Source organism: Streptosporangium nanhuense (assembly GCF_059358815.1).
This window is the reverse complement of sequence record NZ_JCADBG010000003.1, coordinates 173,970-190,499: the sequence shown is the minus strand read 5'-3', so window position 1 is coordinate 190,499 and position 16,530 is coordinate 173,970. Positions and strand designations below refer to the sequence as shown.

Genomic DNA, 16,530 nt, shown 5'->3' with positions numbered 1-16,530 from the left:
TAAAGAATCCTGAGCTGTCTTAACCCTTCCGGGAAGCGCGGGCGCGGGCGTAAGAAGACGCGCAGGACGGTGGCCCGCATACGCCCGCCGGGCACACGGCCTCGGCACGCAGGCGCGTTCACCCTCCTGCCCGAACGGCCTCGCGCGGGGAACCGAAGGTTCGTATCCGAGACGTCGCCGCGCCTCGCCGGCCGGGGCGCCAGGGTGCCGTCGAGCCGCTGCCCGAAGGCCTGGTCGTCGAGGCCGAGGACCTTCCCGAACCCGGCCTGCTCGGGGAGTCGCCGGTGACGCTCGAAGCTCCTCCGGGGGAGACCGGCGTCCGGGGCCGCACCCGAGGTCATCTCTGACCGAATATGAACGAATTCGATCAGATACCTTGACCGCGGATCGTCAGGGATGTTTCTTGTAGGTCACAACGGATCGACATCTGTTCAATTGTGACCAGGAAGGCATCACCGTATGCGCGGACGAACCTCCCTCCTGTTGACCATGATCCTCGCCCTGGCCCTGCAGGTCGTCGCGGTTCCGGCGGCCTCGGCCTCGCCCTCGACATCGGCTTCGCCCTCGACACCGGCTTCGGCTTCGGCCGATGCCGGGCGGCCGGGGCTGCGCGGCGACTACCACCTCAACTCCGCTCCCGGGACGTTCGACTTCGCCGAGCTCAAGGCCACGGTCGTCGACCCGGCCATCGAGCTGGCCGACCTGAACCCGGTGCTCAAGGACCTCACCGGCCGGGAGGACGACGTCGCCGTCCGCTGGACGGGCCGGATCGAGCCCGAGTACTCCGAGACGTACACGTTCTCGATGATCGGCGACAACGGCTTCCGGCTCTGGGTGGACGGCCAGGTGGTGATCGACCACTGGGTGGACGACTGGGACGTCGAGCAGGTCGGTACCCCCATCACCCTGGAGGCAGGGAGACGGTACGACATCAGGATCGAGTACTTCGAGCACTTCGGCGGCGCCCACCTGCGGCTGCGCTGGCAGAGCCCGAGCCAGGCCAGGGAGATCGTGCCCGCCGGGGCGTTCTTCCTGCCCGAGGGCTTCGACCCGCCGGGACCGGTCGGCGCCACGGTCGGCGCCGGGGGCGACACCGTCACGCTCGACTTCGGCGACGTCCGGCTGAGGCCGCTGCCCGCCGGGGCGTACGAGCACCTGGGACTGACCGTCGCGGGGACCAGGTGGCCGGTCACGTCGGCCGCGCTGGACGGTGGGACGAGGATAAGGCTCAAGCTCGGATTCGCGGTCCCCGGCCGGGCGGGCGACGCCGTACGCGCCTCCTACGACGGCCAGGGCGGCATCGCCCGGGCCGACGGCACGCCGCTCGAGGCCTTCGCCCACGCGCTGGTGATCAACAACTCGACATACACCCTGCGGACGCGCTGGGCGAAGGACGTCGACCCGCGCGACCCGCTGCCCGAGTACCCCCGCCCGCAGCTGACCAGGGACAGGTGGCGCAGCCTCAACGGCGTCTGGCAGTTCGCCGCCGCCGAGGCGGGCGAGGCGGTCCCGTCCGGCCGCGACCTGGCCGAGCGGATCGTCGTGCCGTTCCCGGTGGAGTCGACCCTCTCCGGGATCGGCAGGCACGAGGACCGGATGTGGTACCGCCGCACCTTCACCGTTCCGCAGTCCTGGAAGAAGGACCGGCTGCTGCTGCACCTCGACGCCGTCGACTGGGAGTCGGCCGTCTACGTCAACGGCAAGCGGGTCGGCACGCACAAGGGCGGCTACGACCGGTTCACGGTCGACGTGACCGACGCGCTCAAGCCCAAGGGCGAGCAGGAACTCGTCGTCGGCGTCGCCGACGGGACCGACACCGGCCGTCAGCCGGTCGGCAAGCAGCGGCTCGACCCCGGCGGCATCTTCTACACCCCCGCCTCCGGCATCTGGCAGACGGTGTGGATCGAGCCCGTCGCCAGGGCGCACATCGACGCGGTGCACACCACGCCCGACGTGGCCGGGCAGGCCCTCAAGGTGACGGTGGCGGCCTCCGGTGCCGCCGGACGGGTGGCCGTCGTCACCGCCCGCGACCACGGCCGGGTGGTCGGCAGGGTCTCGGGACCCGCCGGCACGGAGCTGCGGCTCCCCGTCCCGAACCCGAAACTGTGGTCGCCGGACGACCCGTTCCTCTACGACCTCACCGTCGAGCTCAGGGGCGCCGACCGGGTGGAGAGCTACTTCGGGATGCGCACCATCTCGACGGGCCAGGTGGACGGCAGGACCAGGATCCTGCTCAACGGCGAGCCGGTCTTCCAGATCGGCCCGCTCGACCAGGGGTTCTGGCCCGACGGCATCTACACCGCGCCGACCGACAGGGCGCTGAGGTACGACCTGGAGGAGACCAGGAGGCTCGGCTTCAACGCGGTGCGCAAGCACGTGAAGGTCGAGCCCGACCGCTGGTACCACCACGCCGACAGGCTCGGGCTGCTCGTCTGGCAGGACATGCCGTCGATGTTCGGCACCTCGGACGCGGCCGAGCGCGCCCAGTTCGAGGCCGAGATGCGCGAGATGGTCGACCAGCACCGCAGCAGCCCGTCGATCGTGATGTGGGTGACCCTCAACGAGGGCTGGGGCCAGTACGACCAGGCGAGGCTCGCCGACCAGGTGAAGGGCTGGGACCCCTCCCGGCTGGTGAACAACATGAGCGGTATCAACTGCTGCGGCGCGGTCGACGGCGGCAACGGCGACGTGGCCGACTACCACATCTACCCGGGGCCCGGCGGTCCCGGCCGGCCGAGCGCCACCAGGGCGTCCGTGCTCGGCGAGTACGGCGGGCTCGCCCTGCCGGTGATCGGCCACACCTGGAACGGCGGCGGCTGGGGCTACGCGACCGAGCCCGACCCCGAGGCCCTCACCACGCGGTACGTCGCCATGAACAGGGAACTGGAGAGGCTGCACGCCTGCGACGGGCTCAGCGCGGCGATCTACACCCAGACCACCGACGTCGAGACCGAGATCAACGGACTGATGACCTACGACAGGGCCGTGACCAAGCCCGACGTCAAGCGGGTGCGCGACGCCAACCGGGCGCTCACCGGCGCGATCTCGCCCGCCTGCGGCTGACCGGAGGGCGGGGAGGAGCATCGCCCGGACGACTCCTCTGACCGGAGGACGGGTTTTCCGATCGGAGGGCGGGGCGGGGACGTCGACCGGACGACTCCTCTGACCGGAGGACGGGTTTTCCGATCGGAGGGCGGGGCGGGGACGTCGACCGGACGACTCCTCCCCGCCCTCGTCACCTCGCGGGCGGTCACGCGAGCGACGCCGAACCCTCGCGCACGGAGATCTCCAGGACGGTGGCCCGCGCGCCGTCGGCGTCCACGAGGTGCTCCTCGACGGTGGGACCGGCGACGTCCAGGTGGTGGCGTTCCAGCCAGCCGAACAGCTCCTGCCCGGCCCGGACCACTCCGGTCGCGGGCGGGACGACGGCGCGCACGACGGTGCGGGCGGGCAGGACGAGCCGCTCCCCGTCGCGGCCGGCGGTCACCGCCGCGTCGAATCCACCGGTCGGGTGCCGGCGCAGCCAGGTCAGCAGGGTCGCGGGCGGTGCCGGGCAGACGGCGGCCAGCCCGGCGGGGTGGTCGAGGCGCAGGCGGTGTACGCGCAGGTGGCGCGGGCCCACCGTGGTCTGCCGCGGCAGGATCGACATCGGCGTCGCGAGGTGGTCCTCCACGTGGGCGGCGGTCGCGGCCAGGGCGGCCATGTCCCGCCGGATGCCCGTCAGGATCTCGGCCGCGGCCTGTCGCAGCTGTGCCTCGGGAGCCTCCAGCAGGTCGGCGATCTGGCGCAGCGGCAGGCCGAGGCGCCGCAACGCGCGGATGCGTTCGAGCCGGGACAGCTCGGCCACGCCGTACCAGCGGTAGCCGGTGACCCGGTCCGTCGCGGCGGGCGCGAGCAGGCCGGTTCTGTCGTAGTGGCGCAGGGTGCGTTCAGAGACGCCGGCCATGCGCGCCAGTTGTCCGATCCGCCACATCTCGACCCCTCGTGTTGACCTTGCCCCTGCGTCAGGGTTCTACCGTCACCGTCCATGACCGACTCGAACCCTGGAAACCGGCTCACCGGTGTACTGCTGCTGAGCTCGCTCACCGCCATGGTCGCCGGTGCGGCCGTCGCGGTGCCATCGGGGCTTACCCTGAATCCTTCCGACACCGCCGCCGCGCTGGCCGCGGTGGGCGAGCATGTCGGCCCGCACCTGGCCGAGCTCGCCCTCGACGTGCTGGGCTGGCTGGCGCTGACCGCCGCGGGGCTGGTGATGGCCGCCGGTTCGGCCGGGGCGCCCAGACCGCACCCGGTGGTGCTCGCCGGGGGGCTGCTCGCGGCCGCCGGGCTGGCGGGCATGCTCCACGACGCCGGCAACCTGGCGCTGACCCAGCTGACCGCCGTCCCCGGGGCCGCCGCCGCGGCCACCGCGACACTCCTCACCGCCAAGTGGACGGTGAACCTCGCCGGGTTGCTGTGGGTCGCGGCCACCGCCGCCACCGCGGCCGGTGTCCCGATGCCCACGGGACTTCGCCGCGCCGGTGCGATCGTCGCGCTCCTGGGGCTGGCGGCGGTCACGCTGCCCTGGACGACCGGGGTCAGGGGGCCGTCGGTCGCGATGGAGCAGCTCGGGTACGCCCTTCACCTGCCGGTCATGCTGTGGTTCGGCGTGCTGGGCGGGCGATGGCTGCGCGGCGGGTGATCGCCCCGGGATCCCCGATCCCCGATCCCCGATCCCCGATTCCCGATCCCGATTCTTGATTCCCGGCCGGTTCCGGCGGTTCACCACCGCGCCGTGACAGGCCCGCGGGACTCTCGCGGCGCGGTGGTGAACCGTCATGGCGCGGTGGGCGCGGTGGGCGCGGTGGACGCGGCGAAGGCGGCGATCGCCCGGGTGAAGTCCTCGGGCTCCTCGATGTGCCCGAAGTGGCCGCTGTTCTCCAGGATGAGCAGTTCGGAGCCGGGGATCAGCTTGTTGAGCTCGTGCGCCCAGCGCACCCCGCAGATGACGTCGTACCGGCCGACGATCACCAGGGTCGGCGTGGTGATCGACCCCAGCAGCTCCCGGTCGTCGATGACGTCGGGGACCAGGTGCTCGTCCAGGCCCGAGATGTGCGAGCCGCTCACCGTGGCCCGCAGGGGCGCGAACTCCTCCGCGCGGCCCCAGTAGTCGGCGAAGTAGGCCGGGAGCAGCCCGCGGATCGTGGCGGTGAACTCCTCGTCGTCGGAGATGGCGGGAATCGACCGGAAGGCGTCGAGGACCCGCTGGAGCTCGGGGTTGCCCGCGTTCCTCCGGGTGAACTCCTCCATGTTGCGCATGGCCTCGGCGAAGTGCTCGGCCCCGGTGACCGGCGCGCTGTCGTACAGGATGATCCCGGCGAGACGGTCGGCGTGGCGCAGGGCGTAGTGCTGCACGACGAAGCCGCCGTGCGAGTGGCCGAGGAGATGTGCCTTCGGGAGCGCGAGGTGGTCGATCAGGCTGTCGAGGGCCCGCGCGTAGCGGTCTCGCGTGTAACCGTTGGGGTGCGTCTCGAGGCGGCCCGATCCGCCCGTGCCGATCGGCTCCACGTACACCATGGTCAGGTGCCGCTCCAGCTCGGGCATCCGCATGTACTCCCAGGAGACTCCGGGGCCGCCGGAGTGCGCCAGGCACACCGGCCCGGTGCCGTGTACGTGGTAGCGCTGGACGACGCCGTCCAGGTCGACGGTGTGGGTGCCGGGTGACAGCGGGTTCGTGGCGGGGGCGTTCATGGGATCTCCGGTCGTGTGGTGTCGTCACTGACACCGACAGGACGCGGAGGCGGCGGGTAAGTTCGATCCGGCCCCTGTGATCGTGGTCACAGGGGAGGACGCGGGTTCTCAGGCGTTTCCGGAGGGCTGCGGGTGGTAGAGCCGCAGCTGGTGGACCCGGCCCTGGTCGAGGGACATGAGCCAGGTCACCGCGGGCGGGCAGTGTTCCGGGTTCTCCACCGGGTTGGCGATGTCCATCTCCCAGATGGCGATGTCACGGCCGGCGACCACGTTGGCGAGGTACTGGCGTACCCCCGCCTCCAGGTCGCCCTCCATCCCCCTGAGCAGGAACTCGCGCCCGATCATCGGGCGCGGCCCGCTGAGCAGCGCGACCTTCGGAGACCAGCGTTCGGCCAGGACCTCGGCGAACTTCCCCCGCGCGGCGGCCTCCAGGGTCTCCAGGGCCTCCCTGCGGCTGGCCGCGGCCAGCTCGGCGGCGTCGCCGTGCGCCGATTCCGCGGTCGCCAGCAGGGCCTCGGCCATCTTGGCCCGCCCCTGGCTGAGCCTGCTGCGGATCGTGCCCGTCGGCACCCCGCAGGCCGCCGCTATCTCCCGGTAGGACGTGACGCCTTCGCTGAAGTGCCGCAGCATGACGGCCATCCGGACGGGCGGGGGCAGCTCCTCGATCGCGCGCCAGACCCAGTCGCGCAGCGCGTGCCGCTCCAGCGCCTGCTCGGGGGTCGCGTCCGGGGAGGGCAGCACCAGCTCGTCGAGGGACCGCGTGTCATGGGCGGCCCGAAGGCGCGTCCGGCACGCGTTGCGGACGATCATCCGCAGCCAGGGCCCCACCGCGGCGGGGTCCCGGACGTCGCCGATCCGCCGGAGCGCGACCAGCGCCGCGTCCTGCACGGCGTCGTCCGCGTCCGCTCCGTGTCCCAGAAGGCTCAGCGCCACCGCGCGCATGCCCGCCTGGTGGCGCGCCAGCAACAGCCCCAGCGCCGCGACGTCCCCGGCCTGGGCGCCGAGGGTGAGTTCCGGGTCCGAGATCCCGTTGGGGGTCATGCTGGTTCACCTCTTGCTCCGGCCGCCCCGGCCTCCCCGGCCGCTCCCGGGGTCCGGCCGATGCCGCTCGTGGCCGCGATCCCGCAGGTGGTGGCGGTCGAATCCATGATCGTCGATCGTCCGCGCTCAGTCCCGCACAGTCGCCCAGCATACGTCGGGGCGCTGGATGCACCGGATGCACCGGATGCGCCGGATGCGCCGGAGCCGGCGGGGTCCGCCGGGTGGCCCGCCCCCGCGGACCGTTCGCCGCGTGCGCCGCTCCCGTTCTCCGTGAGCGGCCGTGACCTCCGATTCGCCCGTCATCGGCGGCGTCTTCACGAGAAGCGGCATCAAGGGCCGCCGCGGGGCTTCAGGAGAGACTCAGGAGACACGACCCCGTGGGTCCGACCGGCTTCCGGCCTCCGGACACCCGCTGTTCGTGGTTCACCTGTCACGTCTCCAGAGCTTGCCCGTCGCCAGTTCGAGGTAGTAGACACGTTCGCTCTGGTAGCCGCGGACCAGGAAGGGGCCCTTCTCGGACCAGCCGAGACCGATCTCAAGGAAGTCGTCGCCGGGGAACGTGGGGGTGACGCCGGACAGACGCCCGCCGGTCTCCGGGTCGAAGGTCTCGACACTCACCCCGTGGCCTCGGATGGCCACGAAGCGCTTTCCGTCCGGCCGGAGGTGGTACGTGTCCTCGGGGGCGTCGTCCTCGATCTTCCTGAGGGGAAGGCTCATCCGTGTCCTTCCCCGATGGTCGAGCACGAGCACCTCGGAGGCCGTCGTGACCACGATCCCGCTCTCGTTGAGGTCGTGGACCTTCCGAGCACCGGGGATCGACAACGTGGTCCAGGCCCTGGTGTCGGTGATCCGCGCGCCGTCCTTGGTCAGGGCGACGTACCTGTTCTGGGCGGCGAACGTGGGGGTGGGCACCTCGGTGTCGGCCAGGCTGCCGGTGAGGTGGTGTACGCCGTCGGCGTCCTGGTACACCATCCGGCGATCGTGCCTGTCCAGATAGACGACGGCCTTCTTGTCGGGGCTGCGCACGAACGGCGCCCGCCGAGGTGCCCCGCCTGTCCTGATGACGTACGGCGCGGCCTGCGGGAACGGCTCTCCGTTCACCAGCCACGACCGGCAGGGGTCGTCCACCTCGTCGATCCACGGGCAGGCGGGCCCCTTGTACTCGTCCACCGTCGTGAACTCGGCCGTGTACCTCGGGAACGACGTCGGCATCGAGTATTCGGGCAGCTCCCGCTGTGGCGGCCGCCAGGGAGAGAGGACCGCGCCCGACAGCACGATCGCGGTTCCCGCGAGGTAGAGGGTCCGTGTCGACCATCGGCGAATGACCGACACGGTCCGGGCCGCGTCGTCCGTCGCCTCGGGCGTCGGCTCGTCCGTCGCCTCGGGCGTCGGCTCGTCCGTCGCCTCGGGCGTCGGCTCGGCGGTCAGGTTCCGGGCGGCGAGTCGTACGGCCACCGCCACAATGATCACGATGGCGGCATGGGCCAGACGTGCCGGAGTGGCCCCCTCGTCGATCAGCAGGTAACCACACGTCACGACGGAAGCGCCCAGGCCGAGCAGCCATGCTCCCCGGTAGACGTCCGTGTCGTCGTGGGGGCGCGACCCCCGGGCCGATGACCGTACGCCGCGGAAGACGGAAACGGCGCACCAGCCCAAGACCAGATAGAACGGGTCGCCGGTCAGGCAGGCCAGGGGGACGGCGACGGCGAGGGTGATCAGCCGCCATCGGCGCAGGCCGGTGAAATGGTCGATGACCTGTTGGGCGTTGGCCGTTGTGACGGAAAGGCCGGCCAGTGTGGCGAATCTGGTGAGCCGCTCCGATGTGACCGGCACAGCCGCTGCCAGCACGGTCGTCACCACGGCCAACCAGAAAATTATTGAGGGTGTCGTCACGAGATATCACCGTATATGGTTCTACATCGTGACTTCAGGCGATATATGGCAGCAATTCGGTGTTGTCACGTGGCGTGCCGAGCGTACGCGGTCGCTGTTGCAAAGTGCGGTGTCCGTTGTCCTGACTCTGGTGGTCGCCGGGTCGGTCCTGTGGTGGTCGGGATCGATAAATCCGCACATCCAGTGGAGCGTCAACGGTTTCTTCCTCCATGGGAAGGTGGACAAGAATGGCGTCCTGTCCGCCACCCTGCATATCGAGCTTGAAAACGATGGAATGGTCCCCTTCACCATCACCGGCATCTCGGCGAAAATACCGGGAATCCGCTTGCTGCCCGCCGACGAGGCGAAAGAGGAGCCTTCTTCGGTCACCCTGGGAAGCGGTGACCTGAGGACCCTGAGGAGAAGCGTCGTCATCACCGACTGTGCGGCGGTGCCACGCGAGCCCCAGCCGGTCAGCTTCACCTACAGCACCTGGATGGTCTCGGGGTCGGCGGAGGTGACGTGGGGCTCATGGGAGCTGACGGGACCCGAGGAGAGGCTGCCGATCGCCTGGCAGCGAGGTGTCGCCAGCAAGGTCTGCAACGACGCGGTGAGCCCGGATTGGCCCTGATGGTCAACCCTTCCGTGGACGTGGACGTGGACGTGGACGTGGACGTGGACGTGGACGTGGACGTGGACAGGGACAGGGACAGGGACAGGGACAACGACAAGCTTGGGAGGTCGTGACGCATGCTGCCCGTCGCGAAGATCGCCACCGGTTTCCTCTTCGCCTTCGCCGCCCTTCGCATCAACGGCTTCGACCTGCTGTTCGACCCCATCGGATGGTGCCTGTGCGTGTTGGGGCTGTCTCAGCTCCAGCGGTCCGCAGGCGACCCCTTCGACCGGGCCAGGGTCTTCGCCATCGCCACGCTCTGCGCCTCGCTCGTCGCGATGGTCGTGTCCGGCGCGCCCTCGAACGGTCTCCTGACGCTTTCCCCCATCGAGCACGGGGTCGGCATCGCCTGCACGGCCGGCGCCCTGATCACCGTGTGGCTGTCCGTCGACGCCGTCATCAGGCGGATCCGTCCCGGCGGGGACGTCTCCAGGGTCGTCCTCCTCGACATCCTGCGCTGGGCCGTCGTCGGCCTGGGAGCACTCGGCATGCTGGCCGGGTACGGCTACGCCGACCTGGGCCCCGTCCTGGCCGTCGCCTGGTTCGTGGCCGTCGCGGCCCTGATCGTCACGCTCTATCGCTCGGCCCGCCTGCCGTACCTCCCCCAGACGGGGGAACCCGCGGCGAGTTAGGCATGCGTGATCCTGCCCGTCGTCTCAGAGCGTGATGACGACCTTTCCCCGCGCGTGCCCCTCCTCCTGGTACCTGACGGCCGCCCGGGTCTCCTCGAACGGGTAGTCCCGGTCGATGACCGGGGTGACCTTCCCGGCCTCGACGAGCTCGGTCAGCGTCATCAGGTTCCTCTTGTTCTCCGCGCATCGGGTCGTGTCCGTCCTGGCCGTCCGCTGGGACACGAACGGCGAGGTCGCGAGGGCCGAGAGGATGTGACCGAGGGGCTGCGCCCACCGGCCGCCCGGTCCTCCGACGAGGACGAGGGCCCCCTTGGGAGCCAACGCCTGACGGCACGCCGACACCGGGCGGTTTCCCGCGATGTCCAGCAGGAGGTCGTAGCGCCGCCCGTCCCGGGTGAAGTCCTCCTTGGCGTAGTTGACGACCTCGTGGGCGCCGATCGACCGGACCAGCTCCACGTTCCCCGGGCCGCAGACGCCGGTGACCTCCGCGCCGAACGCGCGGGCGAGCTGCACGGCGAACGTCCCCACCCCTCCCGAGGCGCCGTTGACGAGGACCCGCTGCCCCGGCTGGATCCGCCCGTCGTCGCGCAGGCCCAGCAGGGCGGTGACGGCCGCCATCGGCATCGCCGCCGCCTGCCCGTACGACAGGTTCTTCGGTTTCGGCGCCAGCTCGTCCTCCCGGACGCACACGTACTCGGCGAAGCCGCCCTGCTTGAGCAGCGCGAACACCTCGTCGCCGGGGCGGAATCCCGTCACGTTCCCCCCGACCGCCTCGACCTGCCCGGCCACGTCGGCGCCCAGGACGCGAAGCCTCGGGGCGCGCAGCCCCAGGCCGCCCATCAGGCGCGCGACATAGGGCTCGCCTCTCATGTTGTGCCAGTCGTAGGGGTTGACGGAGGTGGCACGCACCCGGACGAGCACCTCGTCGTCACCGGGAACGGGCTTGTCGACGTCCGTCAGATCGAGGACGTCGGGTGAGCCGTAAGAGCGCAGAACGAATGCCTTCAACGCGTTCTCCTCATCCATCGCGGGTGGGTGCGGGGGTCGCCGAAGCCCGCGATGCTCACGGGTCGGCGTCGTGGCCGGTGCCGGTGGAGTGGATCGGTGGCGTCGCCGGCCAGGTGGCGCCGGGGCTGTCCCGGGCCACGAGAATCACGGTAGAAGCCCCGCGCGAGCGACTCATCAGGCGAAAGTACGCCCGATCGACGGACGATCGGCCGGTCCGGAGCGGCCGTTGCGCCGGGGGACGGCCACCGCCCGAGCCGTCACGATCGGGGCGTGACCCATGGGAACGGGACGAGAAACCACCGGCGCGCCCGGGTCAGCTCCCGAGGCGCCTGGTCTCGTAGGCCCACATGGCGATCTCGACGCGGTTGCGGGCGCCGAGCTTGGCCATCAGGCTCGCGATGTGGGACTTGACGGTGCTGAGGGAGATGTGGAACTCGTCGGCGATCTCGTTGTTGGTCCGCCCCCGCGCCACGGCGACGAGGATCTCCTCCTCCCGGTGGGTGAGTGCCTCGATGGGGTGCGCCGGCGGTGAGGTGGGCCCGGCGGCGGCGAAGGCGCCGAGCAGGCGCGCGGTGACGCTCGGGGCGATGAGCGCGTCACCGCCGGCGGCGGCGTGGACGGCCTGGGTGAGCAGGACGGTGCCCGCGTCCTTGAGCAGGAAGCCCCGGGCGCCGGCCCGCAGCGCGGCGTAGACGTACTCGTCGAGGTCGAACGTGGTGATGACGACGACGGCGAGGGGGTCGTCGACGGCCGGTCCGGCGAGGAGGCGGGTGGCGTGGATGCCGTCGATGCCGGGCATGCGGATGTCGAACAGGCACACGTCGGGGCGCAGGCGCCGCGCGAGCTCGACGGCTCGCCGCCCGTCGGCGGCCTCGCCGACGACCTCGATGTCCGGCTGGGCGTCGAGGATCATCACGAGCCCGGTGCGGACGATCTCCTGGTCGTCGGCGACGAGCACCCGGATGCTCATGCCTCCACCCCGCTCCGGGGCAGCACGGCGGTGACGGTCCAGCCCCGGTCGGGGTCCGGCCCGGCCTCGCAGGTGCCGCCGAGCAGCTCGGCGCGTTCGATCATGCCGATGAGCCCGTACCCCGGCGGCGCGGGCGGGCGTACGGAAGCGGTGTCGCCGTCGTCGCTCACGCGCAGGCGCACCGACGTGTCGTCGGCGGTGACGCGGACCTCGACGCGGGTGGCGTGCCGGGCGTGCCGCCGGGCGTTGGTGACCGACTCCTGGGCGAGGCGGTAGATCGCGGCCTCGACCGACGGGGGGAGGCCGTCGAGGTCACCCGAGATCTCCACGTCGACGGACGGGCCGGAGGCGTTCAGGCTCGCGAGCTGCCGGAGGTCGGTGACGCGCCGGCCGGGAGCCAGGTCGGCGGCCTGGTCCCGGCGCAGGACGCGGACCATGGCGCGCATCTCGGCGAGGGCGCGCGACGCCTCGGCCTCGATCACGTGGAGCGCTTCGGTCGCGGCGTTCGGTCGCGACGCCGAGGTGGCGATGCCGGCCTGGGCGCGGATCGCCATCGCCGAGACGTGATGGGCGACGATGTCGTGCAGGTCGCGGGCGAGCTGCTCGCGTTCGAGCATCTTGACCTGGTCGAGCTCACGCATCCTCGCCCTCGCCCGGTACCGGAGCGCCCCGCCCAGGGCGGCGGCGGAGAACATGACGGCGAACGCGGCGACCACGTCGGCGGAGGCGAGGCGGTCGAAGACGATCGAGAGATGGACCGCGACGAGCATGATCACCGACCCGATCACCGCCTCGCGCCCGGACCCCCACCGGACCAGCGAGTACACCACGAGCAGCAGGTAGCCCATCGTGTGCGTCTCCACGGGCTCGCCGCCCGTCAGCAGCGGGGCCAGGCTCGTGGTGCCGAAGACGATCACGACCACCAGCAGCGGTCTGCTCCGACGCCACAGCAGCGTGGGGATCAGCCCGACGGTGATCGCCACCGCGAGGGCCCGCCACGGGAGGTCCGGCCGCAGCACCCCTTCGAGCACCGCGATCGGGACGAGCACTCCTACGAGCGCCCAGTCCCGCCACACCCGCCGCGGCGGGTCGGGGGGGCGGGGCTCGTCCCACACGGAGCGAACAAGGGGGAGCACCTCATCATGGTACGAGAGCCCCTATCACTCTGGATCGGCCCAAAGTACGACAAGTACGAGAGGTACATTCACCGGCGGTGCGGCGGTGTGGTTGTTCGGCAGTGCGGCCGTTCGGCGGCCCGTCACCCCGCGGCGGGATCGAGGCCGCCCACGACGGCTCTCAGACCGGCCACCACCTGGGCCGCGGACGGGGCCTGTTCGGGGTCGAGCAGCCACTGCGTCATGACACCGCCCATCAGGGCCAGCTGCACCGCGCCCAGGGTGCGCGCCACGTCGTCGTCGACCGCGTCCTCCCGGACGCCCGTCAGGATCGCCGTCAGCCCGCGACGGCCCTCGGCCTGACCGCGCGCCAGGTGCAGCCGAAGTTCCGGGTAGTGCTCGGCCTGCAGGAGCGCCTCGAAGCTGGCGATCCACAGCGGCCGGTGCGCGACGAAGGACTCGATGATCCTCGTCCACATGGCCTCGTACTGTTCGGCCGGGGTCGCGCCCGGCTCGGCGTAGCCGGACAGGGTACGGCCGGTCTCGGTGCCCCACTCGTCGATGGCCTCGATGAGGGCCGCGTTCAGCAGTGCCTCGCGCGAGCCGAAGTGGTAGCCGATGGCGGCCATGCTGACCCCGCCCGCGGCGGCCGTGATGTCACGGATGGTGGTGCGCGCCCACCCCTTCTCCTCCAGGCAGCGCCGGGCCCCGGCCAGCAGATCCTCGCGATTTCCCATGCCAGGCATGGTATCCACGCCTGGGACGGACGAATCAGGCATACGCCTAAGGCAAATGCCTTGCGCAAATGCCCAAATCCGCGCTACGGTCGCCGACATCGAACGACGACCCCCGGAGACCCGCCGTGACCAGTCCCGTCCGCGCCGAGCTGCACATCGACGGCCGCCGCCTGTCCTACCTCGACTTCGGCGGCACGGGCCGTCCCCTGCTCGCCCTGCACGGTCACCTGTCCGAGGGCGCGAGTTTCGCCGACGTGGCGGCCGGGCTGGCCCCCGGCCGGCGGGTCGTCGCTCCCGACCAGCGCGGCCACGGAGACTCCGACCGGGCGGCCGACTACTCCCGCCGGGGCTACCTCGACGACATCCTCGCCCTGCTGGACCACCTCGGCCTGGACCGGGTCACGATCCTGGGTCACTCGCTGGGCGCCATCAACGCCTACCAGTTCGCCGCCCGCCACCCCGGCCGGGTCGAGGCCCTCGTCAACGCGGAGGGGCCGGTCTCGCTCGACCCGCACGGCCCCAACCCGCTGGCCTTCGTCCTCGCCCTGCGCGACCAGGCCCCCACGCGTCAGGAGCTCGTCGAAGGGCTCGGCCCGATGGCCCCCTTCTTCGCCGGCACGTTGCGCGAGAACGCCGACGGCACCTGGCGGCTGCCCTTCCATCCCCAGGACATGGTCGACTCCGAGGACCTGGTTCACGGCGACCACTGGGACGACTGGCTGGCGACCACCTGTCCCGCCCTGCTGGTCCGGGGCACCCAGGGCGTCATCCCCGCCGACCAGGCCCGGGCCATGGTCGAGCGGCGTCCCGGCACCCGCCTCGCCGAACTGGACGCCGACCACTTCGTCTACGCCGGAGACCCCACCGGATTCGTCGGCGTCGTCCGCGAGTTCCTCACCTCGCCGGCCGGCCCGCGACAGGACTGACCGCCGAGGGCCGCCCCGGTGGCGGGGCCGGGCCGGGCTTCGCCGAGGACCCGCCGCCCGGCGCCACCCCGGCCGGCCGGGCCCGAACGTGGTTTCGGGGAGCCGTTCCCACCCGGGATCCGAGCCGGGGAAAGCAGGGGAAGGCGGGGCGTCGTGGCACGCCGAGGCTCATGGCGACGCCCGCGCTCTCCGGCGGGCCCCGAGGCCGGCGGTTGACGGCGGGTGGACGCCTGGGACGTCACCGCATGACGTCGTGGTGGGCCCGCGCCCGTCTCTGCGGCGGGATGGTGCCGAGCGCGTCGCTCTCCACCGGTGTCTCCTCGACGGCCGGCACCCGGCGGCGGCGGGCGACGCTCGGGACCGCGGCGATGAACAGCGCGCCCAGCAGGGCGGGCAGGACGAACCCGTAGAAGTTCCACTCGAACCCGAGCCCCGATCCCAGCAGCCAGCCGCCCAGGAGGGGGCCGGCGATCGCGCCGGCCCTGCCCACGCCGAGCGTCCACCCGAGGGCGGAGCCCCTGCCGGAGGCCGGGTAGAAGATCGCCACGTATCCGTTGACCAGGATCTGGGTTCCCACGCTGCCCAGCCCCGCGACGGCGACGCAGAGCATCAGCAGGCCGGTGCCGAGGTCGAGGCTCATCAGGTAGATGGACGCGGTGGCGGCGAGGAAGGCGCAGACCGTGATGGCCTTGGCGCCGATCCTGTCGGCGAGGACCGACATCACGATGGTGCCGGCGATCGCCCCGATGTTCAGGACGAGCAGGAACTGCAGCGCGGGCCCGAGGGGGTAGCCGGCCTGGCGCATGATCTGCGGCAGCCAGGTGTTGAGGCCGTAGACCAGCAGCAGGCCGCAGAAGCTGGCCGCTCCGAAAAGGAGGGTGGCGGCGAGGTAGCCCCGCCGGAAGGGCAGCGTGAAACCCTTCCCGCCGCGCGGCCCGGCGGGCTCGTCGCGACCGCCGGCGAGGTCCAGCCCGTAGCGGGCGGCCACGGCCTCGGCCTCGGCCCGGCGCCCCCGCGCCAGCAGGTAGCTCGCCGACTCGGGAAGCAGCCAGATCGCGAGAGGCAGGATCAGCACGATGGGCGCGGCCCCGACCAGGAACATCGCGCGCCAGCCGTGCTCGGCGAGAAGCGCCATGGCCACCAGCGCGGTCAGGCAGCCGCCCACCGGGTACCCGCAGAACATGAGCGCGTTGTAGAGGTTGCGCCGGTTCCTCGGGGCGTACTCGACGGTCAGCGCGATCGTCGTCGGCACGACGCCCCCGAGGCCGAGACCCGCGACGAAGCGGAACAGGCCGAGCAGCTCGGGGGACGGCGCCGTGGCGCACAGCACCATGGCCACGGAGAACCACGCGATGCTGACGAGGATGATCTTGCGCCGCCCGACGACATCAGTGATCATGCCCGCGACGACCGCGCCGACCAGCATCCCGATCAGGGCGTAGCTGCCGATCGCCCCCGCCTGCGCCGGAGTGAGACCCCACTCCTGGTTGCCGAGCAGGCTGGGAACCACCGACCCGTAGACGATCAGGTCGTAGCCGTCGAAGACGATGGTGAAGAAGCAGATCGCGACGACGGCGAGCCCGCTCCTGGGGCGCGCGGGTGATGAACGGTCGGTCGTGTGCATTGTTCACTCCGGGACGTGAGGCTCGGATATAGGCGTTGTGGCGAAATTACAACGCGTGCACGACGACGGTCCAATAAAACATCATGTCAAAAACGATAAGGGTGTTTTAACGGCCCTCTTTCGTATTTCGTCGCTACGGGAAAGGGGGCCAGTTGTCATTGATATACGGATATGACCGTGCCGGTCAAGGCGGGACCATCGG

At 71.4% G+C, this 16,530-nt stretch carries 14 protein-coding genes; 5 read left to right on the top strand and 9 right to left on the bottom strand.

Going from position 1 to position 16,530, the window contains the following annotated elements; translation table 11 throughout:
* Positions 1-459: 459 nt before the first annotated feature.
* Positions 460-3,063, top strand: coding sequence for a PA14 domain-containing protein (locus AC5L38_RS08690; RefSeq protein ID WP_495242235.1), 2,604 nt, complete (start codon positions 460-462; stop codon positions 3,061-3,063).
* Between the two features lie 187 nt (positions 3,064-3,250).
* On the opposite strand, the gene AC5L38_RS08685 is transcribed toward AC5L38_RS08690, so the two are convergent.
* Positions 3,251-3,973 carry a MerR family transcriptional regulator gene (locus tag AC5L38_RS08685; RefSeq protein WP_495242234.1) on the bottom strand — a complete coding sequence of 241 codons (723 nt, stop codon included), beginning with the start codon at positions 3,971-3,973 and terminating at the stop codon, positions 3,251-3,253.
* A gap of 54 nt (positions 3,974-4,027) precedes the next feature.
* Here AC5L38_RS08685 and AC5L38_RS08680 point away from each other — a divergent pair, with 54 nt between their 5' ends.
* Positions 4,028-4,681: a hypothetical protein gene (locus AC5L38_RS08680; protein WP_495242233.1), complete on the top strand. Its 654-nt coding sequence runs from the start codon at positions 4,028-4,030 to the stop codon at positions 4,679-4,681.
* Positions 4,682-4,815: 134 nt separating this feature from the next.
* Here the strand turns inward: AC5L38_RS08680 and AC5L38_RS08675 are convergent, their stop codons facing one another.
* From AC5L38_RS08675 to AC5L38_RS08665, 3 genes are all read right to left on the bottom strand, one after another.
* Complete coding sequence (locus tag AC5L38_RS08675) at positions 4,816-5,730, bottom strand: alpha/beta fold hydrolase (protein WP_495242232.1); 915 nt, start codon at positions 5,728-5,730, stop codon at positions 4,816-4,818.
* A 108-nt stretch (positions 5,731-5,838) separates the two neighbouring features.
* A complete protein-coding gene (locus AC5L38_RS08670; RefSeq protein ID WP_495242231.1) occupies positions 5,839-6,771 on the bottom strand; it encodes an RNA polymerase sigma factor in 933 nt (310 codons plus the stop codon).
* A 423-nt stretch (positions 6,772-7,194) separates the two neighbouring features.
* Positions 7,195-8,604 (bottom strand): hypothetical protein, encoded by a 1,410-nt coding sequence (locus AC5L38_RS08665; RefSeq protein ID WP_495242230.1) that lies wholly within the window; start codon positions 8,602-8,604, stop codon positions 7,195-7,197.
* Between AC5L38_RS08665 and AC5L38_RS08660 the strand changes: the two genes are divergently transcribed.
* Both AC5L38_RS08660 and AC5L38_RS08655 read left to right on the top strand, forming a co-directional pair.
* On the top strand, positions 8,567-9,274 hold the full coding sequence (locus AC5L38_RS08660) for a hypothetical protein (RefSeq protein WP_495242229.1): 708 nt from the start codon (positions 8,567-8,569) through the stop codon (positions 9,272-9,274). The genes AC5L38_RS08665 and AC5L38_RS08660 overlap by 38 nt on opposite strands.
* A gap of 119 nt (positions 9,275-9,393) precedes the next feature.
* Entirely contained in the window at positions 9,394-9,948 is a 555-nt protein-coding gene (locus AC5L38_RS08655; protein ID WP_495242228.1) for a hypothetical protein, read from the top strand.
* Between the two features lie 24 nt (positions 9,949-9,972).
* On the opposite strand, the gene AC5L38_RS08650 is transcribed toward AC5L38_RS08655, so the two are convergent.
* From AC5L38_RS08650 to AC5L38_RS08635, 4 genes are all read right to left on the bottom strand, one after another.
* Positions 9,973-10,956, bottom strand: a complete 984-nt coding sequence (locus AC5L38_RS08650; protein WP_495242227.1) for an NAD(P)-dependent alcohol dehydrogenase — start codon at positions 10,954-10,956, stop codon at positions 9,973-9,975.
* Positions 10,957-11,269: 313 nt separating this feature from the next.
* Complete coding sequence (locus tag AC5L38_RS08645; protein ID WP_495242226.1) at positions 11,270-11,926, bottom strand: response regulator; 657 nt, start codon at positions 11,924-11,926, stop codon at positions 11,270-11,272.
* Complete coding sequence (locus AC5L38_RS08640; RefSeq protein WP_495242225.1) at positions 11,923-13,062, bottom strand: sensor histidine kinase; 1,140 nt, start codon at positions 13,060-13,062, stop codon at positions 11,923-11,925. Before AC5L38_RS08640 ends, AC5L38_RS08645 begins: the two co-directional genes overlap by 4 nt.
* A 122-nt stretch (positions 13,063-13,184) precedes the next feature.
* Entirely contained in the window at positions 13,185-13,778 is a 594-nt protein-coding gene (locus AC5L38_RS08635) for a TetR/AcrR family transcriptional regulator (RefSeq protein WP_495242224.1), read from the bottom strand.
* Between the two features lie 125 nt (positions 13,779-13,903).
* Here AC5L38_RS08635 and AC5L38_RS08630 point away from each other — a divergent pair, with 125 nt between their 5' ends.
* The gene (locus AC5L38_RS08630) at positions 13,904-14,704 is read left to right on the top strand and encodes an alpha/beta fold hydrolase (protein WP_495242223.1); all 801 of its coding nucleotides are present in this window, start codon (positions 13,904-13,906) and stop codon (positions 14,702-14,704) included.
* Between the two features lie 238 nt (positions 14,705-14,942).
* Here AC5L38_RS08630 and AC5L38_RS08625 read toward each other — a convergent pair whose 3' ends face one another.
* On the bottom strand, positions 14,943-16,328 hold the full coding sequence (locus AC5L38_RS08625) for an MFS transporter (protein WP_495242222.1): 1,386 nt from the start codon (positions 16,326-16,328) through the stop codon (positions 14,943-14,945).
* Between the last annotated feature and the right edge of the window lie 202 nt (positions 16,329-16,530).

What these genes read in the sequence shown, in the direction of transcription:
- AC5L38_RS08690 (WP_495242235.1), top strand. Translation starts at nt 460, where the DNA reads ATGCGCGGACGAACCTCCCTCCTGTTGACCATGATCCTCGCCCTGGCC.
- AC5L38_RS08685 (WP_495242234.1), bottom strand. Translation starts at nt 3,973, where the DNA reads ATGTGGCGGATCGGACAACTGGCGCGCATGGCCGGCGTCTCTGAACGC.
- AC5L38_RS08680 (WP_495242233.1), top strand. Translation starts at nt 4,028, where the DNA reads ATGACCGACTCGAACCCTGGAAACCGGCTCACCGGTGTACTGCTGCTG.
- AC5L38_RS08675 (WP_495242232.1), bottom strand. Translation starts at nt 5,730, where the DNA reads ATGAACGCCCCCGCCACGAACCCGCTGTCACCCGGCACCCACACCGTC.
- AC5L38_RS08670 (WP_495242231.1), bottom strand. Translation starts at nt 6,771, where the DNA reads ATGACCCCCAACGGGATCTCGGACCCGGAACTCACCCTCGGCGCCCAG.
- AC5L38_RS08655 (WP_495242228.1), top strand. Translation starts at nt 9,394, where the DNA reads ATGCTGCCCGTCGCGAAGATCGCCACCGGTTTCCTCTTCGCCTTCGCC.
- AC5L38_RS08645 (WP_495242226.1), bottom strand. Translation starts at nt 11,926, where the DNA reads ATGAGCATCCGGGTGCTCGTCGCCGACGACCAGGAGATCGTCCGCACC.
- AC5L38_RS08635 (WP_495242224.1), bottom strand. Translation starts at nt 13,778, where the DNA reads ATGGGAAATCGCGAGGATCTGCTGGCCGGGGCCCGGCGCTGCCTGGAG.
- AC5L38_RS08625 (WP_495242222.1), bottom strand. Translation starts at nt 16,328, where the DNA reads ATGCACACGACCGACCGTTCATCACCCGCGCGCCCCAGGAGCGGGCTC.